The sequence below is a fragment of the Desulfitispora alkaliphila genome (genome assembly GCF_050433185.1).
Lineage (GTDB): Bacteria > Bacillota > Desulfitisporia > Desulfitisporales > Desulfitisporaceae > Desulfitispora > Desulfitispora alkaliphila.
The window spans coordinates 1-20,072 of record NZ_JBNPXS010000028.1 but is presented as its reverse complement, the minus strand read 5'-3'; the positions used below and the strand labels follow the sequence as shown (position 1 = coordinate 20,072).

The 20,072-nt window shown below is 40.9% G+C and carries 17 protein-coding genes and 1 pseudogene; 16 read left to right on the top strand and 2 right to left on the bottom strand.

The features are described from left to right. The first annotated feature begins 48 nt into the window (after window positions 1–48). The 16 genes and pseudogenes from GGQ84_RS10580 to GGQ84_RS10505 all read left to right on the top strand — a co-directional run bounded on the left by GGQ84_RS10580 (window position 49) and on the right by GGQ84_RS10505 (window position 18,691). Complete coding sequence (locus GGQ84_RS10580; protein WP_429162439.1) at window positions 49–483, top strand: small multi-drug export protein; 435 nt, start codon at window positions 49–51, stop codon at window positions 481–483. Window positions 484–574: 91 nt separating this feature from the next. After that, on the top strand, window positions 575–2,554 hold the full coding sequence (gene uvrB / locus GGQ84_RS10575; protein ID WP_429162437.1) for an excinuclease ABC subunit UvrB: 1,980 nt from the start codon (window positions 575–577) through the stop codon (window positions 2,552–2,554). A 24-nt stretch (window positions 2,555–2,578) separates the two neighbouring features. Further along, a complete protein-coding gene (uvrA, locus tag GGQ84_RS10570) occupies window positions 2,579–5,446 on the top strand; it encodes an excinuclease ABC subunit UvrA (RefSeq protein WP_429162436.1) in 2,868 nt (955 codons plus the stop codon). Further along, on the top strand, window positions 5,412–7,274 hold the full coding sequence (gene uvrC, locus GGQ84_RS10565; protein ID WP_429162434.1) for an excinuclease ABC subunit UvrC: 1,863 nt from the start codon (window positions 5,412–5,414) through the stop codon (window positions 7,272–7,274). The genes uvrA and uvrC overlap by 35 nt, the downstream gene beginning before the upstream one ends. 116 nt (window positions 7,275–7,390) lie before the next feature. Next, window positions 7,391–8,194, top strand: coding sequence for a Cof-type HAD-IIB family hydrolase (locus GGQ84_RS10560; protein WP_429162432.1), 804 nt, complete (start codon window positions 7,391–7,393; stop codon window positions 8,192–8,194). Window positions 8,195–8,215: 21 nt separating this feature from the next. Then, the gene (locus tag GGQ84_RS10555) at window positions 8,216–9,154 is read left to right on the top strand and encodes an ROK family protein (protein WP_429162430.1); all 939 of its coding nucleotides are present in this window, start codon (window positions 8,216–8,218) and stop codon (window positions 9,152–9,154) included. Further along, on the top strand, window positions 9,141–10,034 hold the full coding sequence (locus GGQ84_RS10550) for an alkaline phosphatase family protein (RefSeq protein WP_429162428.1): 894 nt from the start codon (window positions 9,141–9,143) through the stop codon (window positions 10,032–10,034). The genes GGQ84_RS10555 and GGQ84_RS10550 overlap by 14 nt, the downstream gene beginning before the upstream one ends. 10 nt (window positions 10,035–10,044) lie before the next feature. Then, a complete protein-coding gene (locus GGQ84_RS10545) occupies window positions 10,045–10,782 on the top strand; it encodes a PHP domain-containing protein (RefSeq protein ID WP_429162426.1) in 738 nt (245 codons plus the stop codon). 17 nt (window positions 10,783–10,799) lie between these two features. Further along, window positions 10,800–11,702 carry an RNase adapter RapZ gene (gene rapZ, locus GGQ84_RS10540; protein WP_429162424.1) on the top strand — a complete coding sequence of 301 codons (903 nt, stop codon included), beginning with the start codon at window positions 10,800–10,802 and terminating at the stop codon, window positions 11,700–11,702. Next, on the top strand, window positions 11,699–13,015 hold the full coding sequence (locus GGQ84_RS10535) for a gluconeogenesis factor YvcK family protein (protein ID WP_429162422.1): 1,317 nt from the start codon (window positions 11,699–11,701) through the stop codon (window positions 13,013–13,015). The genes rapZ and GGQ84_RS10535 overlap by 4 nt, the downstream gene beginning before the upstream one ends. A gap of 46 nt (window positions 13,016–13,061) precedes the next feature. After that, window positions 13,062–14,003 carry a DNA-binding protein WhiA gene (gene whiA / locus GGQ84_RS10530; protein WP_429162420.1) on the top strand — a complete coding sequence of 314 codons (942 nt, stop codon included), beginning with the start codon at window positions 13,062–13,064 and terminating at the stop codon, window positions 14,001–14,003. Window positions 14,004–14,331: 328 nt separating this feature from the next. Then, a pseudogene (locus tag GGQ84_RS10525) lies at window positions 14,332–14,496 on the top strand (DapH/DapD/GlmU-related protein); the annotation flags it as partial. Between the two features lie 34 nt (window positions 14,497–14,530). After that, window positions 14,531–15,124 (top strand): DUF1405 domain-containing protein, encoded by a 594-nt coding sequence (locus tag GGQ84_RS10520; RefSeq protein ID WP_429162418.1) that lies wholly within the window; start codon window positions 14,531–14,533, stop codon window positions 15,122–15,124. A gap of 136 nt (window positions 15,125–15,260) precedes the next feature. Beyond that, on the top strand, window positions 15,261–16,649 hold the full coding sequence (rpoN, locus tag GGQ84_RS10515) for an RNA polymerase factor sigma-54 (protein ID WP_429162416.1): 1,389 nt from the start codon (window positions 15,261–15,263) through the stop codon (window positions 16,647–16,649). Between the two features lie 2 nt (window positions 16,650–16,651). Next, the gene (locus GGQ84_RS10510) at window positions 16,652–17,380 is read left to right on the top strand and encodes a glycerophosphodiester phosphodiesterase (RefSeq protein WP_429162414.1); all 729 of its coding nucleotides are present in this window, start codon (window positions 16,652–16,654) and stop codon (window positions 17,378–17,380) included. Window positions 17,381–17,392: 12 nt separating this feature from the next. Next, window positions 17,393–18,691: a glucose-6-phosphate isomerase gene (locus GGQ84_RS10505; protein ID WP_429162412.1), complete on the top strand. Its 1,299-nt coding sequence runs from the start codon at window positions 17,393–17,395 to the stop codon at window positions 18,689–18,691. A gap of 57 nt (window positions 18,692–18,748) precedes the next feature. Here GGQ84_RS10505 and GGQ84_RS10500 read toward each other — a convergent pair whose 3' ends face one another. Both GGQ84_RS10500 and GGQ84_RS10495 read right to left on the bottom strand, forming a co-directional pair. After that, on the bottom strand, window positions 18,749–19,615 hold the full coding sequence (locus GGQ84_RS10500) for a glycine betaine ABC transporter substrate-binding protein (protein ID WP_429162410.1): 867 nt from the start codon (window positions 19,613–19,615) through the stop codon (window positions 18,749–18,751). Between the two features lie 60 nt (window positions 19,616–19,675). After that, window positions 19,676–19,888 carry a hypothetical protein gene (locus GGQ84_RS10495; RefSeq protein ID WP_429162408.1) on the bottom strand — a complete coding sequence of 71 codons (213 nt, stop codon included), beginning with the start codon at window positions 19,886–19,888 and terminating at the stop codon, window positions 19,676–19,678. Window positions 19,889–20,072: the final 184 nt, after the last annotated feature.

Genomic DNA, 20,072 nt, shown 5'->3' with positions numbered 1-20,072 from the left:
TTTCTTTGTGATATAATATAGGTTAGTTTATTATAGGAGATGTTTTTTATGGATAGCTTTTGGGAATACCTTATAGTGTTTGTTTTAGCTGCAACCCCCTGGGTAGAGCTGTTGCTAGTTGTGCCAATTGGCATTGCTAGAGGCTTAAATCCGGTTCTAGTGGGAGTAGTAGCTTTTTTGGGAAATGTGATACCGGTTTTTTTAATTCTACTGGGTTTTAAAAAGCTAGAGAAATGGTGGAAACCAAGTGGCAAAAGAAGTGAGAGAGCTGCCCGGTTTTTAAACAAATATGGCTTACCCGGCTTGGCAATGGTAGCTCCACTTTTGACTGGAATCCACTTGGCTACTGTTATAGCTTTGGCGCTGGGAGCAGCTCGGCAAAAGACTGCCTACTGGATGACACTTAGCCTGGCATTGTGGACTATTGGGCTTACGGCAGCTGTAGTACTGGGGATTGAGAGCTACAAATTTTTACTTGCTTGAGGGAAAATAAACAGATATAATATAACTAATAATTAGAATAATTACTATTAAATACTGTTTGTTCTATTAATAATAAGTGAGGTGAGCACTTGTGGAAGAGTTTAAAATTAGATCAGAGTATGAACCCAGGGGAGATCAGCCCAAGGCTATTGCTAGTTTAGCCAAGGGAATAGATGATGGGCTGAAGCATCAGACTCTACTTGGGGTAACCGGCAGTGGCAAGACTTTTACAATGGCTAACGTAATTCAGCAGGTGCAAAAGCCCACTCTGGTAATTGCCCATAATAAGACCTTAGCGGCGCAACTTTGTGCAGAGTTCAAGGAGTTTTTCCCTGAAAATGCAGTGGAGTACTTTGTGAGCTACTATGACTACTATCAACCAGAGGCCTATGTGGCTCATACTGATACCTACATTGAAAAGGATGCATCAATAAACGATGAAATTGATAAGCTGAGGCACTCGGCCACATCAGCTCTATTTGAGCGGAGAGATGTGATTATAGTGGCCAGTGTTTCCTGTATTTATGGTTTGGGTTCTCCAGAGGACTACAGGGAGCAAGTTCTGTCGTTGCGAGCAGGTAATGAGTATAGTCGTGATCAAATTTTGCGTAAACTAGTGGATAATCAGTACACTAGAAATGATGTGGCCTTTACCCGGGGAACTTTTAGAGTGCGAGGGGATGTACTAGAGATATTTCCCGCATCCCACAGTGAAAACGCAATTAGATTGGACATGTTTGGAGATGAATTAGAGCGGATTCTAGAGATAGATACTCTCACGGGAGAAATATTGGGCTCCCGCAATCACGTATCTATTTTCCCAGCTAGTCACTTTGTCACTGGAAAAGAAAAAATGGAAAAGGCTATTATCAATATTAAGGCAGAATTAGAGGAGAGACTAGTGGAGCTGAGGGGACAGGACAAGCTTTTAGAAGCCCAGCGTTTGGAGCAGCGGACAAATTACGATTTAGAGATGATGCAGGAAATGGGCTTTTGTCAGGGAATTGAGAACTACTCCAGACATCTGACAGGAAGAAAAGCTGGAGATGCCCCCTATACCTTACTGGACTTTTTCCCAGAGGACTTTTTGTTAGTTATTGATGAGTCCCATGTGACTATTCCCCAGGTTGGAGGTATGTATGAGGGGGATAGGTCTAGAAAGAGCAATTTAGTGGAGCACGGTTTTAGGCTGCCATCGGCGTTAGATAATAGGCCTCTTCGGTTTCCGGAGTTTGAGAGTAAGATGAAACAGGCTGTTTATGTGAGTGCTACCCCTGGACCCTATGAACATGAGCATCAAGAGCAGCTGGTGGAACAGATTATTCGCCCTACTGGACTGGTGGACCCGGTAATTCACGTGCGGCCAGTTAAGGGACAGATAGATGACTTAATTGAAGAGATTAAGGTGCGAACAGTTAAAGATCAGCGGGTGCTGATTACCACGTTGACAAAGAAAATGGCAGAGGACTTGACAACTTATTTGGGCGACATGGATATCAAGGTAAGATATATGCACTCGGAGATAAAAACCTTAGAGCGAATGGAGATACTGAGAGATCTGCGCTTAGGTGAATTTGACGTATTAGTGGGAATTAACTTGCTTAGAGAGGGGTTAGATTTACCCGAGGTAACTTTAGTAGCTATTTTAGATGCGGATAAGGAAGGCTTTCTGCGCTCGGAGCGATCTATGATTCAGACTATTGGTAGGGCAGCTCGAAACGTAGAGGGACAAGTTATTATGTACGCGGATAAAATGACTAACTCCATGCAACGAGCCATTGGCGAGACTAACAGAAGGCGACAAATCCAGCTTGAGTTTAATGAGAAGCACGGTATTAAGCCTCAGACTATTAAAAAGGCAGTGAGAGATGTGATGCAAGCTACCTTTGTGGCTGAAGACAAGGCGTCGTATCTGCCTCAAGGAAATGTGAGCAAAATGAAGAAACGAGAACTAGAAGAGTTAGTGGCCAAGTTGGAAAAAGAGATGAAAGAAGCGGCAAAAGAACTTCACTTTGAAAAGGCAGCTCAGTTGAGGGATGCAATGCTAGAGATTAAAGCACAATTGAGTTAGCAATTTGATTAGAGGTGTAATATTATGAGTAAAAATATGATAACCGTTAAGGGAGCGCGGGCTCACAACTTAAAAAATATAGATATTAAGATTCCACGAGATAAATTTGTAGTAGTTACAGGCCTAAGTGGATCGGGCAAATCATCATTGGCCTTTGACACTATTTACGCGGAAGGCCAAAGGCGCTATGTGGAATCTCTTTCTGCTTATGCGCGGCAGTTTTTGGGACAAATGGATAAGCCTGATGTGGATTATATTGAGGGGTTATCTCCAGCCATATCCATTGATCAAAAGACTACTAGCCGTAATCCCCGGTCAACTGTGGGAACTGTTACAGAGATCTACGATTATTTACGTTTGCTTTTTGCCAGAGTGGGAAAACCCCATTGTCCCAAATGCCATGAGCCAATTACTCAGCAGACGGTACAGCAAATGGTGGATCAGCTAAGCGCTTATGAAGAGCGAACTAAAATCCAAATCCTCAGTCCCGTAGTCAGAGGTAGAAAAGGTGAGCACCAAAAGGTGCTTGAGGACTTAAAGAAGAGCGGATTTGTGCGTGTGCGGATTGACGGTGAAGTCAGAGATTTGGGCGAGGAAATAGTGTTGGAAAAGAACAAGAAGCACACCATTGAAGTGGTAGTGGACCGAATTGTAATCAAGCCCCAAATTGAGACTAGACTGGCTGACTCCTTAGAAACAGCCCTAAAGATGTCTCAAGGGATTGTAATTGTTGATATAATAGGTCAGGGAGAATTAGTATTTAGTGAGAATTTTGCCTGTGTTACTTGTGGCATCAGCTTGGAGGAAATTGCCCCCAGGATGTTTTCCTTTAACAGCCCTTACGGTGCCTGTGATAGGTGTAGTGGATTAGGGACTGATATGGAAGTAGATGTGGATCTGGTAGTACCAGATAAAAGCAAGACTCTAGGCGAAGGTGCCATCGCGCCTTGGAGTAAAAACCGGGGTAGTGGAAGTTATTACTCTCAGTTATTGGCGACCTTAGCTGACCATTACGGGTTTAGACTGGATACACCATTTTCGCAGTTAGATCAAGAGCACAAAGATATAGTGCTCTATGGTAACAATGGGGAAAAATTGAAGTTTCAATATACAAATATGTATAATCAATTAAAAATCTACGAGACAGATTTTGAAGGAGCAGTTCCCAACCTAGAGCGACGTTATAGGGAGAGCCAATCTGATCACGCTCGAGATGAAATAGAGAGCTATATGTCCACAAAACCTTGTCAAGCTTGTGAAGGTGCTCGTTTAAAGCCAGAAAGTTTGGCAGTGAGGATGAATGACAAATCAATTCATCAGGTCACCCTAATGTCTATTGCTGAGGCTAAGGACTTTTTTGACAACCTGGATTTAACTGAACGTGAAATGATTATTGCCAAACAGGTACTCAAGGAAATCAAAGAGCGGTTGGGCTTCTTAGTGAGTGTGGGCTTAGATTATCTAACTTTAGCGCGCTCTGCAGGAACACTTTCTGGCGGGGAAGCCCAGAGAATACGCTTAGCTACTCAGATTGGATCTAGCTTGGTAGGAGTACTCTATATCTTGGATGAACCCAGCATTGGGCTCCACCAAAGGGATAATGCTAGATTGATTAAGACTCTAAAGAAACTTCGCGATTTAGGAAACACGTTGATAGTGGTTGAGCACGATGAGGATACCATGAGAGAGGCTGACCACATTATCGATATAGGTCCAGGTGCAGGTGCTAAAGGGGGAGAAGTGGTAGCCCAGGGAACATTACAGCAGATTGCCAGAGAACCTAAATCGATTACTGGACAGTATCTAACAGGAGCTAAAAAGATTGAGGTCCCAGCTGTGCGACGAGAGCCTAATGGAAAGTGGATTAAAATAGTTGGAGCTAGAGAGAACAATCTTAAAAATGTAAGTGTAGACATCCCCATGGGAGTATTCACCTGTGTTACAGGAGTTTCTGGATCGGGTAAAAGTACTCTTATTAATGAAATTCTCTATAAATCTTTGGCCAATAAACTCTATAAGGCAAAAAGCAAACCTGGAGAACACGATGATATTTTAGGTTTAGAACATTTAGAAAAGGTTATTGAGATCGATCAGTCACCTATAGGCAGGACGCCTCGCTCTAACCCAGCCACCTATACAGGGGTCTTTGACGGCATACGTGATATTTTTTCCCAAACTCCTTCAGCTAAGATGCGGGGCTATAAGCCTGGGCGCTTTAGCTTTAATGTTAAGGGAGGGCGTTGTGAAGCCTGTAAGGGTGACGGCATTATAAAAATAGAAATGCATTTTTTGCCCGATGTTTATGTGCCCTGTGAAATATGTAAAGGAAATCGATACAATAGGGAGACACTAGAGGTCAATTACAAAGGAAAGAGCATCTCTGATGTATTAAATATGACAGTGGATGAAGCAGTGGATTTCTTTGAAAATATACCTAGAATTCACCGCAAGCTAAAAACTCTTCAGGATGTGGGACTGGGTTACATTAGACTGGGGCAGCCGGCAACAACCCTTTCCGGTGGGGAAGCTCAGCGAGTAAAACTGGCTACAGAACTATCCAGGCGCTCAAATGGCAAGAGCCTTTATATACTAGATGAGCCCACCACAGGTTTACACATGGAGGATATCAATAAACTGTTAGGAGTATTGGGACGCCTTACAGATAGCGGAAATACAGTGTTGGTTATCGAGCACAATTTAGATGTAATAAAAACTGCTGACTATCTGGTAGACTTAGGTCCAGAGGGCGGAAGTGGTGGTGGAGAGATTGTAGCTACCGGTACGCCGGAACAAGTGGTAAAAAATGCAGCATCTCATACGGGAAGGTTTTTAGAACCCATACTGGTAGGTGAGGGATATGACAGTAAAGTCCAAGTTGCAGCATCTCCCTAATAGTCCTGGGGTATATCTTATGAAGGATGAAAACGGCAAAATAATATATGTGGGCAAGGCAGTTAACTTAAAAAATAGAGTGCGCTCATATTTTACTAAGGCTGGACAGCAGTCGCCTAAGGTCCAGTCAATGGTTTCTAAAATTGCAGACTTAGAATACATGGTTACAGATACTGAAGTAGAAGCGTTAATTTTGGAATGCAATTTAATTAAGAAACACCGCCCTAAATACAATGTAAGCTTAAAGGATGATAAGCATTATCCATATATTAAAGTGACCTTAAACGAGGATTTTCCTAGGGTGATAGTTACTAGAAAAGTGAAAAAAGACAAGGCTAAGTACTTTGGCCCCTATACCCGAGCGGGGTCAGTGCACGAAACCCTTAAGGTTTTGGGAAGCCTTTTTCCCTTGCGCACCTGTAAGCAACCTCAAATTCCTAAGCGGGATAGGCCTTGTCTTAATGCTCATATCGAACGCTGCCTAGCACCCTGTAGCGGTGAGGTGAGCAGAGATGAATATATGGAAATGATTCAAGAGGTCTTGCTTTTCCTAGAAGGCAGACAGGAAGGGCTAATGAAGAAGCTAGAGCAGAAAATGGCAGCAACTGCTGAAAAAATGGAGTATGAGAAGGCGGCCCAGGTGCGAGATCAGATAAATGCCTTAAGGGATATTATGGAAAAACAAAAGGTGATTTCCGCAAACCTAGATGATCAAGATGTAATAGCCATGGCTCGAGGTTTTAATGAAGCATGTGTTATTGTCTTTTTCATTAGAGGGGGAAAACTCTTGGGGAGAGATCAACACTTCCTCAGGGGCACTGAGGAGTTAAATCGAAGTGAAGTACTCACAACCTTTGTAAAGCAGTATTACAACAGAGTGGAATTCGTACCTCCCCATATTTACGTGGAAGCTGAGTTGGTAGAATCTGATCTGATTCAGGCATGGCTTACAGAGAAGCGGGGGAGAAGGGTGCATATAAAAGTTCCCCAGCGCGGGGAAAAAATAAAGCTAGTTGAAATGGCTGGTCAAAATGCCCTGATGGCCATTAAAGAAAGGGAACAATCCCTAGAGCGAAAACAAGAACTTACAACGGGAGCTGTTGAAGAGCTTCAAAAATATTTGGGATTAAAGCAAGCGCCAGTTCGTATGGAATGTTATGATATCTCCAATATTCAAGGACATCAACAAGTGGGTTCAATGGTGGTTTTTGAAAATGGGGAACCGGATAACGGCAGTTACCGTCGCTTTAAAATAAAAACTGTGGAAGGGCCCAATGACTTTGCGTCGATGACTGAGGTGCTAACTAGAAGGTTTGGGCGAGCTAGAGAAGAGCAGGAGTTAGTAGGTAGTGGGCAAATGGAATTTGCTCAGGCAAAGTTTTTGCCTTTGCCAGATTTGGTAATTATAGATGGAGGAAAAGGTCAACTTAGTGCTGCTAGAGCTGTTATGAAAGAGTTAGGCTTCTCCCACTTAGAGACCTTTGGCTTGGCTAAAAGGGAAGAAGAACTCTTTAGTGAAGGTGAAAGTGAGCCAGTAATTCTCCCCAAAAACTCGCCAGCTCTCTACCTGGTTCAGCGCATCAGAGATGAAGCCCATCGGTTTGCAATAACATTCCACCGGCAGTTGAGGGGGAAAGAAGGTCTTCTCTCTACCTTGGAACAGATACCGGGGATTGGGCCTCAAAGGAGAAAAAACTTATTAAAGGCCTTTGGGTCTATAAGTAAAATACGCAACGCTTCATTAGAAGAACTGGCTCAGGTTCCAGGAATGAATATGGCTGTAGCGGAAGAAGTGTTGGAAAAGCTTAATAAAAATAAATATAAATAAACTAAGAGGGGCTGTTAAGCCTCTCTTTTTGCAAATGATTAGTGATAAAAAGGTTTTTTTTTGGTAGTATGAATATAGAGGATTATTCAAAAATTAAAATAAGAGAGGTAAAGTAAATGAGTAAGGGAATCAGATTAATTGCAGTAGATTTAGATGATAGTTTACTAGACGATAACTTTGAAATAAGTCATGAAAATATTGAGGCAATTGAAGCAGCTAGAGATAAGGGAATAGAGGTTACCATAGCTACGGGAAGAATGTATCGCTCAGCACTGCCCTATGCTAAACAATTAAAACTGTCTCTTCCAATTGTCACATATCAAGGAGCTATGATTAAAGATTTTAGTCAAAATCAACTAATATATCATCAACCTGTTGACCTCCCCATTGCTAAGGAGATAGCTGCTGAATGTCATCAAATGGGCTTGCATTTAAACACATATATTGATGATAGTATTTATGTAGCTGAAGAAACTGAGGAGGGAAAGCAATATCAGAACATAGCAAATGTGCCTATGGAAACTGTAGGACCATTAACTGATTTTATGGAAAAGGGACCTACTAAAATGTTGGTAATTGCTCCTGAAACTAGGTTGAATGAGCTAAGCCAGAGGTGGCAACAACAGTATGAAACCAGTTTGTATTTGACAAAGTCTAAACCTAATTTTCTTGAGATAATGGATAAAAGGGTTAATAAAGGCGTAGGATTGTTAAAAGTGACCCAGGACCTGGGCATCTATAATCGAGATGAAATAATGGTTATTGGAGATAGCTACAATGATATTCCTATGTTTGAAATAGCTGGTATTAGTGTGGCTATGGACAATGCAAGGTCAGAGGTTAAAGACCAGGCAACTCATGTAACTAGAGATAATAAAAATTCAGGCGTAGCCAAAGCTATTGCAGATCTAGTTCTTTAAGTAGGATAGAGGAGGGAAGAGATGAAGGCTCTTGAGCAGGCAGTGGGAGTTGATATTGGTGGTACTAATATAAAGTTGGCATTAGTAGACAGCAATGGATCAATCTTAAACAAAGCTGTTATGGAAACAGGTAACGCTTGGGAGAGGAGCTCATTTTATCTTAAATTATACAATAAAATAGCTGAAATTTTGAAACCGGAAAGTTCATGGCAGCATATTATTGGGGTAGGAATTGGGGTACCTGGACTGGTGGATAGTGCGAGAGGGCATGTTTTTTATGCACCTAATTTGCGCTGGGATGGAATAGATTTAAAAAGAGAACTAGCCGATCATATTCCAACTTCCATAAGAATAGGGAATGATGCCAATGTTGCAACTCTCGGTGAGGCTTGGATGGGCGCAGGCGTGGGAGAAGAAAATATTGTTATGATTACCTTGGGTACTGGAGTGGGTAGCGGAGTATTGATAAATGGGCAATTATATACAGGTCAAGGAGTGGGAACTGAAATAGGACATATGGTTATAGATAGCAAAGGACCTAAATGTGTATGTGGCAGTAGAGGTTGTTTTGAAACTTTAGTGTCTGCTAAAGCTATTGCTACTCGAGCTACTGAAATTATAGGAGAACAAATCAGTAAAAAAGAATTAAAAAAGGTTTTTGCATCAGCAAAAAAAGGCGATGCTAATGCCACTAGGGTAGTGAATGAAACAGCTACTTATTTGGGAATAGGAATAGCCAATATTATAAATATTTTCAACCCTAGTAAATTGATTATAGGTGGAGGTATATCCATGGCGGGCAATGTTCTAATTGAGCCTGCAGTGGAAGTTGCTAAAGAGTATTCTTTGAAAGCAGCCCTTGAAAGAGTGACTGTGGTAAGGGCACAGTTGGGCAATGATGCCGGTGTGATTGGAGCTGGAGGACTTTTTTTAAGGGGGGAAAGTAATGACAAGAATTAATAAAGTATTGCTTTTAATTATAGATGGGATGGATACGGTGAACTTTACTATGGCTTCCACGCCCACTTTAAGTGGGTTGCATGGTAAAACAGCTGTGGGAGTTGCCCACACAGAAATTATAGGAGCAGGTGCAGCTATAACTCCTATTGCTCACGGCATGATAGGAACAGGATATAATGTCCTCGCACACAGGCCAGGCAATGCGACTGTAGGCAGGAGCTTTGACTACTATGGAAATCCTGTAGAAACAATCGGTGATGTGTGCATAAAAAATAATTATGCCACAGGAGCTGTTGGTAAAAATGAGGCCGCTATTGTACTGGGAGGCATTGATAAAGTTCAGATTTCTCGCTTGGAAAAGGACGGGATTAATGCAGGTGACCATAAGCAGGTGGCAGGACACATATTGTCTGTTTTAGAGGAGATAGACCGGGGTGTGGTAGTGGCCAACTTTGGCAAGGTTGATTTAATGGCTCATATGGGAGATGTTGTTAAGGTGATAGAGGCTGTGGAGCAGGCTGATGCAATAGTAACTAGAATAATGGAAGACATAGATTTGAGCTCAACACTAGTAGTCATAGCTTCAGATCACGGCACAAATCCTATTACAGGAAATCACAACACAGCTCCAACTCCCTTATGCTTGATTACAGACAAAATTAAGGGTAGAGTGAACTTGGGGGTTGTCCACAATATGGAGATTGCCAATACGGTAACTGCAGCTTTAGGTTTACCTAATCCTGCTCAGGCACTGGGTCGAGATTTATTGAAATTAGCTATCGGTGAAACTGATGATCACAACTACCAGATTGAAATGAAAAAACAGCTAGACAAACTGTGGCAAAGCCAAGAGCAAAGACATGAGCATGTAGAAAAATAGGAGGAATACAATGGAATTTTTTGCAGACCTACATTGTCATACAGTGCACAGTGATGGAAAAAACACAGTAAACCAAATGGTAGCTACAGCTGAACAAAAGGGATTAAAAAGATTGGCAATAACAGATCACGGTCCCAATAACATTGGCACAGGGGTAAAAAGTGAAGCTGTTTATAAAGAGATAAAAAAACAAGTAGAAGATATTAATAAGAATAGGGAAAACGGTGTGGAAGTGTGGGTAGGAGCTGAAGCTAATGTGTTAGACCTAAATGGGGCTATTGATATTTCGGCGACTACTGCTGCTCAGTTAGACTGGCTAATCGTAGGCCTTCACCCCTACAGTCGCCCTACCTCCTTTGAAGGTGTGCTCAAATTATCCTTGCTCAATCAGATAGCAAAGGTGAGCAGTATGGCAAGAGATAAGGCTCGAACTATAAATACTAAGGCATTAACAGAGGCGTTATACTCTAACCTAGTTGACTGTGTATCTCACCCTGACTTGCAGATGGCAGTAGATATAGAGGAAGTGGCTAAGGTATGTGCTAAAACAGACACAGCCTTTGAAATTAACTGCGGCCATAGCTATCAGCAGGTTGAGGAAATAAAAAAAGTAGCAGCTCAAGGAGTTAACTTTGTGGTCAATAGCGATGCACACACTGTAGATACTTTAGGTGAATTAGATTTTGGAGGGGCACTTCTAACTCAAGCAGGAATAGAACCTGAAAGGGTGATTAACGCCCTAAATTAGTTATAGGGGGATTAAAAATGGTCGGAAAACCTGAAGATATTGAACTAGTAATTGTTACAGGACTGTCTGGAGCAGGCAAGACTCAAGCAGTGTGGAGTCTTGAGGATTTAGGCTTTTTTTGTGTAGATAACTTACCACCCACATTTATACCTAAGTTTGCAGAACTTTGTTTACAGTCCCAGGGAAAAATCAATAGGGTTGCGCTTGTGATAGATATTCGTGGTGGGGAGTTTTTTAGTGCCCTCTTTGAAGCATTGGCTCAATTGGATAAACAAAATTTTAAATATCAGATTTTGTTTTTAGATGCTTCAGATCAGTGTTTAGTTAGGAGATTTAAAGAATCTAGACGCAGACACCCGCTATCAGAAGAAGGAGCAGTACTAGATGGGATTACAGAAGAGCGGCATCGCTTAGAGGAATTAAAGGGGAGAGCTGATAAAATAATAGATACTACTGATATGACAGTAGGTATTTTTAAAAAACAAATAAAAGAGATATTTCAAGAAAAGAATAAGAAAAAGCAACTTAGTGTAAATATCGTGTCTTTCGGTTTTAAATATGGTGTTCCCATTGATGCAGACCTGTTAGTAGATGTGAGATTTTTGCCAAACCCCTTTTATATTGATGAGCTAAGACTTCTCACAGGAACCCATGAGGCGGTACAGCAGTATGTTTTGGATTCGCCTGGAGCTATTGAGTTTTTGGAGAAGTACAAGGATTTGGTACTCTTTTTATTGCCAAATTATATTATAGAGGGCAAGACTAGTATAGTTATTGCTGTAGGATGCACAGGAGGACAACACAGATCTGTTACGTTAGCTTGTAAGCTAGGCCAAATTATTGAGGCGGAGGGATATAGCGTTAATTTGCGGCATAGGGATGCAGCAAGAAATGTGGCCTTATTGGAGCGGAAAAAATGATTAACAATCTTAAGTGGCTACTACCTGGTCTGAAGGTGAAGCGATGGCTGTTTTTTGCAACTGCGGGAATAATAGCAATAGCTACTGGACTTGCTGTGATTGCAGACATTGGAATAGACTTTGCAGTTTACCTAAAGGAATCATCGTCTATCTTATTAGGCTTAATTGCTATTATAATAGGTCTTCTAATGGTGGTAGTTGGGCTCAGGAAAACGGTGCGTTCTATTCTCAGTGTAATAGTCCCTTTAAATGAGAATAAATTAGTAGATACGGTTTTTGCTAAGAGAAATTTAAAAAAAGGACCTAAAATAGTCACAATAGGGGGAGGTACCGGATTATCGGTGCTGTTAAGGGGATTAAAGAGTTACACTAGTAATATTACTGCCATTGTAACTGTTTCAGATGATGGAGGAAGCTCTGGAAGGCTCAGGGGAGAGCTGGGAATTTTACCACCCGGTGATATTAGAAACTGTTTGGTGGCATTAGCTGATACAGAAACACTAATGGATGATATTTTTAATTATAGATTTAATGAAGGAGCTGGACTAAAAGGACATAATCTAGGAAACTTGCTTTTAGCAGCCATGACTGACATATCGGGAGATTTTAATAAGGCAACTCAAGAGCTCAGTCGGGTTTTGGCAATTAGGGGAAAGGTATTACCTTCTACTTTGAGCAATGTGACTCTTAGTGCAAAATTAGCATCGGGTAAGATAGTGCGCGGTGAGACTTATGTGGGTAAAACTAGTGGCAATATAGAAAAAGTTTATTTGGAGCCCATGGATAGTGAACCATTACCGGAAGCAGTGAAGGCCATTATGGAAGCAGATATGATCGTTTTAGGTCCTGGTAGCCTCTATACTAGTGTGATTCCCAACCTATTAATAAAAGACTTACTTACAGCATTAAAGAAAACTAAGGCGCCTGTTGCATATGTCTGTAATGTGATGACCCAGCCTGGGGAAACTCAGGGATATACAGCACTACAGCACCTAAAAGCTATAGAAGCCCATGGAGCAAGAGGACTAATAAATTATATGATAGTAAATGACGCTCCCATTTTATTAGAGATGCTAGAAAAATATGAGGAAAAAGGCGCTACACCAGTTGTGGTAAAGGAAGATTTAATCAATAGAAAAGGTGTTGAAGTTGTAAAAGCCAGTTTAGTAGACCAGGAGGACTTGGTTCGCCATGACAGCGATAAACTGGCTAGGGTTGTACTACAGACGATTTTTAGAATAAAGTCTAATTCAGAAAAAGTTAGGCTTTTTGATATCTACTTAAATGAAAAAATAAAAGATTTATCTGATTAAGAGAAGGCAATAAGTGAAATAATATAAATAATAGGAGTGGAGAAATATGTCTTTTTCAATAAAGACTAAAAATGAGTTGGCAAGAATAACTCCAGAAAATGTGTGCTGTCAATTAGCAGAGCTAGGCGCCATGATAAGAATGGATGGAACTATTAAAATATCACCAGGCAAAGGATTATCACTGCAAGTGGTAACCGAAAGTGCTCCTGCTGCACGAAAAGTATTTAAGTTGCTTAAGGAACTATTTCAGGTTCCAGGGGAAATAATAGTACAACGAAAAAATCGGCTAAAAAAGAATAACGTTTACGTAGTCAATATACCCTCTCAACCAGAAGTGAAAAACATATTAGACAAACTGGGAATCATGGATGCTAATTACAACATTAATCCAGAGATAAGAAAGGACTTAATTGACAGTGAATGTTGCCAGAGGACGTACTTACGAGGGGTCTTCCTGGGAGGTGGATCGGTTAATAATCCTGAGGGTACATACCATCTGGAGATAATAACAGCTGATCAAATTCATGGTTTGCAGATCTCTAATCTAATAAATAATTTTGATTTAAATGCAAAGCTAGTTAGTAGAAAAAAGTGGTGGGTAGTATACATTAAAGGAAGTGAACAAATAGCTGGTTTTTTGAGTTTAATTGGTGCTCACACAGCTATGTTGGACTTTGAAAATGTAAAAGTATATAAAGATATGAGAAATAAGGTCAATAGACTAGTAAATTGTGAAACAGCTAATCTGACCAAAACAGTAGATGCTGCTTTGAGACAGGTAGAGTGCATAAATTCTATTTCTAGAACTATTGGTCTGGACAAGCTTTCGCCGGGCTTGCAGCAAATAGCCAAGCTGCGCTTAGAATACCCCGATACTAGCTTAAAGGAGTTGGGGGAAATGTGTGAACCCCCTGTGAGTAAATCGGGGGTAAATCACAGAATGAGGAAAATAGAAAAAATGGCGGAGGATTTTAAAAAAAGAAAGTAGCAAAAGGGGAAATCCTATGCGAGAGTTAGATGTTGATAGTTTTGAAAACGATAACGCCCTGGGTAAGTGGCCTCAAAAAGCGGGGTACTTGCGCACTATTAAAAACTTTTTAGTAATTCAAATTGGGAGGTATTGTCCTTCCATGAAGTTTAAGCGGTGGCTTTACACAAAGTTACTGGACATGAAAATAGGTCAAGATACATGCATTGGGTTGATGGGCATGGTAGATATTTTTTTCCCAGAGAAGATTACAATAGGAAAGAGAGTGGTAGTGGGATATAATGCCACTATTTTGACCCATGAAGTTACCCCTGACCAATTTAGAACGGGAAATGTTGTGATTGGAAACCGGGTATTAATTGGTGCCAACAGCACTATACTCCCCGGCGTCAAAATAGAAGATGGGGCAATTATCGCAGCAGGAGCTGTGGTAACTGAGGACGTGCCTCAAAACACAATGGTAGGTGGAGTGCCTGCAAAGCCCATAAAAAAGTTGATGCACTATGAGGGGGATGGGGGGAGAAAAATTGTCTTACCTATGGTATGATCTTTTAGAAAATCCTACAAGACCAATATATTTAAAGTTACTATTGATTGTAAATGTTCCAGGCTCAGTATTAGGCTATCTTTGGTATGAGAACCACTTGCGAAGTACAGAAATAATCTACTGGCCCTTTGTTCCAGATAGTCCCTTAGCCACAACTATTTTTTCTATAGTGCTATTTACTTTGCTGTATTCAGAAGGAAACTCTAGTCTTCACAAATTATTTCAGTTGTTAGCCTATACTGCTGTGGTAAAGTACGGCATATGGGCTATTTTTGTTTTGTCACTAAATTGGATGACCGGTGGTTCCATGGTATTGATGGACTGGGTCCTGTGGTTTTCCCATTTAGGAATGGCTATTGAAGGGATAATTTTTTGGCGCAAATTAGTATATGAGCAGATTCATGCTTATGGGGTATGGGTATGGATGTACATTAACGACTATATGGATTACTGGGTAGGACTGCACCCCTACTTGCCAAATTACGACCACAGAGGAACGGTGCTATTGTTCACAGTGGGACTAACTACAACTGTGGGTTTTATTGCCAGAAGAAAAAGTAGCCTGCCCACTTAGTCCATGGGTTATTAGGCGCATTAAAATGCATAAAGATATACTACCTGATATGGAAGGAATATCTCACTAAAAAGTCGAATTTCTTATAAAGAGATTTCCTTCTGAATTGTACAAAAAAATTGAGGGAGTGGGAAGCATGAAACTGGGTTTTGGATTAAATGTTGAACAAACCCAAAAGTTAATCATGACCCCTGAGTTGCGCCAGGCCATAACAGTGCTGCAGTTATCTTCGCTAGAATTGGTGGATTATGTGGAACAAGAGCTACAGGAAAATCCACTATTAGAGGTCAAAGAAGAACAGCTAGAAGGGGAACATAAGGAAAAGCCCGAAGATGAGCGCTTTGATTTGGATTGGCAGGAGTATTTTACAGATCGCAGTGACTTAGGATATGTAAAATCGCCCCGAGGGAGTGAAGAAAGAGAAAACTTTTCTTGTGAAAACTTTTTGAGCACTATGCCTACCTTACAGGAACACCTGAATTTTCAATTGAGCCTGTCTAATATTTCAGAGCTTGAGAGAAGAATAGGGGAATTTCTTATTGGCAATACTGATAGCTATGGCTATGTTCAAGTATCAGTAGAGGAAGCGGCTAGATATTTTTGCGTCTCTGAAAATGAGGTAGAGAAGGCCTTATTTATTATACAGAGCCTAGAGCCGCCAGGGGTTGGTGCTCGGAATTTAGCAGAGTGCTTGATCCTTCAATTAGACCATATGGGGAGGAAAACAGAGCTCTTAGAGAAACTTATCAAAGACCATTTGGAAGATGTGGCTGCAGGGAGATATAATAAGCTCAGTCAATTATTGGGATTGAGTGCAAAAGAAATTCAAGAAGAAGCGGACATTATCAAGACTTTAGACCCTAAGCCAGGAAGGGAGTTTGCCAGCCACAATCAGGTCAGATATGTGGTGCCAGATGTGGTAGTTGAACGGGTGGGTAGAGAGTTTGTGGTATTGGTAAACGATGTGACTACACCTAGATTAATGATAAACAACAATTACAAATCAATTATAAAACAGGAGCAGGGAGACTATAGCGCCAAAAAATTTCTAGAAGAAAAGCTAAATTCTGCATCCTGGCTAATCAAAAGTATTGAACAGCGCAGATTAACTATGTATAAAGTTGCCAGCACAATAGTAGACTTACAGAGAGATTTCCTTGATAAAGGGATACGATATTTAAAACCTATGACATTAAAACAGGTAGCAGACATAATTGAGATGCACGAATCAACTGTAAGTAGAGCCACAGCAAATAAATATGTTCAGACACCACAAGGGATATTTGAGCTAAAATACTTTTTTGGTAGTGGAGTCACCAGCAGTCAAGGGGAGACTACATCGGCTGAAGGAATAAAGAAGATGCTCCAGGAATTGATTGAAGGGGAAAATAAAAATAAGCCCTACAGTGACCAAAAATTAGCAAAGCTCTTAGAGGATAAAGGAATAAAAATATCGCGACGTACTGTGGCAAAATACAGGGATGGTTTAGGCATTCCTAATACGGTGCAGAGAAAGAGGTTCTAATAGTGCAAGAGGGGAAGGGCATACTAATTGGACATCGAGGTAGTGCAGGGCTTTTTCCAGAAAACACCCTAGTGGGTTTTAAGCGTGCCCTAGGACTAGGGGTTCGAGCATTTGAATTTGATGTTCAATTATCCCATGATGGTGTACCTGTACTCTGTCATGATAGTACGGTGGATAGAACTACTGATGGGACTGGAAGGGTAGCTGATTATACTTGGGCTCAGTTGCAACAACTGGACGCAGGCAGCTGGTTTGCAAAAGAATACTCTGAAGAGTCTGTACCGAGCTTAGAGCAGGTACTAAATTTGCTGAGTGGTTATAAAAATGATGGGTTGCTAGTTAATATTGAACTGAAGAATGGTCCGGTATTTTATAGTGGCTTAGACCAAGCAATTTTGAATTTAATTAATCAGTTTGATATATATGATTGTACTATTATCTCATCATTTGATCACATGGCACTGAAGAAAATCAGGGAGTTAGATGCAGATGTGAAAGTAGGGGTTATAACAGCATCAGGAATAATAAACCCAGTAGAGTATATGGTGAGGTGTAAAATTGACAGTTACTCCTATCACCCTTTGTGGTATTTTGTTACAGAGAAGTTAATTGTTAATTGCAAAGAAAAGGGTATTAAAGTTTATCCCTATACGGTTAATGACAAGAAGGAAATAAATCAACTATGGGATTGGGGAGTAGACGGAATAATTACAGACTATCCAGTTACTTAGGAGGTTTAGATATTGAAAAAGATAAGTCTTGATTACAGCAAAGCCATTCCATTTATTAAAGAGCAGGAATTAGGTTTCATGGAAGACATGGTAAAGCTAGCTCACCAAAAATTGCACCAAAGAGAAGTTCCAGGTTCAGAATATACTGGCTGGCTTGACCTGCCTCAAAGGGTTGAGCAAGATGAATTCAAGAGAATCAGGGAGACGATAAATAGGCTCTCTCAAAAGGCAGAAGTATTAATTGTAATTGGAATTGGGGGGTCCTATCTAGGTGCTAAATCAGCTATAGAGTTGTTGGGACACACCTATAGAAACCAGATGGGGCAAGGTATGGAAGTTTATTTTGCCGGAACCAATATTAGCTCTACCTATTTAGCGGATCTTTTAGAGCTGGTAAAAGATAAAGAAATTGCGGTTAATGTAATCTCCAAGTCGGGGACTACACTAGAGCCGGCAATTGCCTTTAGAGTTTTTAGAAGAATGTTAGAAGAGCGGTACGGTGAAGAAGGTGCCCGAGGTAGAATAGTGGCAACAACAGATGCTAGCAAAGGAGCACTTAAGCAATTAGCTGAAGAGAAGGGCTATGAGACTTATGTGGTTCCCGATGATGTGGGAGGCAGGTATTCAGTTTTAACTCCAGTGGGTCTGCTGCCTATAGCTGCAGCGGGTATAGATATTGAAGAAGTAATTGATGGAGCTAAGGCAGGAATAGATTTATTTTCTCGGGAAGCCCTTGCAGATAATGACTGTTATTGTTATGCAGCCTTGCGCAATATATTATACAATAAAGGAAAAAGTGTGGAGTTGCTAACCAGTTATGAGCCAGCTTTATCTTACTTTGCCGAATGGTGGAAACAATTGTTTGGAGAAAGTGAGGGAAAAGAACACAAGGGCTTATTTCCAGCCAGTGCTAACTTTTCCACTGACCTACACTCTTTAGGCCAATACATTCAAGATGGGCGCAGGAATTTATTTGTGACTACTATGTGGGCTGAAGAAGCTAGGCGAAAAGTGCTTGTACCAGATATTGCTGACGGAGATGATGGTTTAGATTATCTGGTAGATAAAGAGCTTCACTATATTAATGAAATGGCCTGCAAGGGAACCATTATGGCTCATAGTCAAGGAGGAGTACCCAACTTAAAGATTGAAATACCCAAATTGACACCATTTTACTATGGCCAATTGGTATACTTTTTTGAGAAGGCTTGTGCTATTAGCGGCTATCTGTTAGGTGTAAATCCCTATGATCAACCAGGGGTTGAAGCGTACAAAAAGAATATGTTTAACCTGCTAGGAAAGCCAGAATAGAGATGCAATAAAAAACTAGAGTGGAGTTATCTCCACTCTAGTTTTTTCATTAAGTATCTACTGAACCCATTCTTGAACTTTGTCTTGGTTTTCATCTACCCAAATTCGAGCAGACTCTTTTGGATCCATGCCATCTGAATTCATGTCCATTACTGTAGCAAGGTCGGCATCTTCTAAATAAAAGTTGTCAATGATATTAAATGCGTTTGGTGCGTTCTCAGCGAGATCTAACCGCGTAATTGTATGAGTATCTTCAGCTGCGCCAAATTCTCCTAGTGGGTCGTCTAAGAACTTAAGATCCCAACGGCCAAACTTCCAGTGAGGCGCCCAACCTGTAACAATAACCTCTTCTTCATGGGTAATTGCATCTTGCAGAGATGCAGCCATAGCAGCATCGCTACCGTCAAGCAACTCATAATCTAAATCATAAGCTTCGATAGCATTTTTAGCAGCGCTCATTACACCAGCACCTGGATCAATACCGATAATACGATTATCAGCTTGTCCATCTAGGTCTTCAATAGAATCTACATCCATGTATGCAGGAACTACTAGACCAATTTTAGCCTCGCCACCGTAGTTAGAGCCACGGTTATCTACCTGATCTCCCACTTGGTCCATGTAAGCTTCGTGAGTGAATGGCAACCAAGCTGCAGTAGTTGCATCAATATCTCCGTTTGCTAATCCTTCATAAAGAAGTGCTGCACTTGGCTCAATTAAATCAACCTCGATACCTGCATCTTCAAGTGCTGCCTGCAGTACATGCGTACTGGCAATTGCACAGTCCCAAGTTACATAACCAAGAGTTATAGATTCTTGATCAGTAACATCTTCCCCTTCTTCAGGGGTGCACCCTACGGTTACAAGTGTCAGTAGGGCAACCATAAAAATTGCTAAAAATGTCACCTTTCGCATGTTGTTCATGCAAAAACCCTCCCTAAGAATATGTTTTATTTTTCTTGGCTAACCTGCATCAAAAAAAATTCATACCTGTAATCGCTGAGTACCATGCCAAACCTCACGGCCTAGTCCTCCAGCCTCAAACATAGCAGATTTTGCCATCATTGCTAATGGTAACATAATTGTTTGGTTAAATCTAGTCATAATTGGAGGCATTTTCAAAGATAGTTTGTATGTGTTTATCTGAATTTCTTCAGGGGCCCTTATTAGAGCAATTCTATCCACAAGAATAATCATATAGATGGCTCTTAGGCAAGGAGGCGTTCTTGAGAAAACCAGAATTTAAATGCAGAAAATACTAGGCAAATTAATTCGCCTAGTATTCCTTTATGTGTGCCCGGCACGGGCGGTAACTTGGCGGTGAAAGTCCGCTGTGGGCTTGGTAGTGGGAACCACTAGCCAATGACAAGGGTGTCCATCG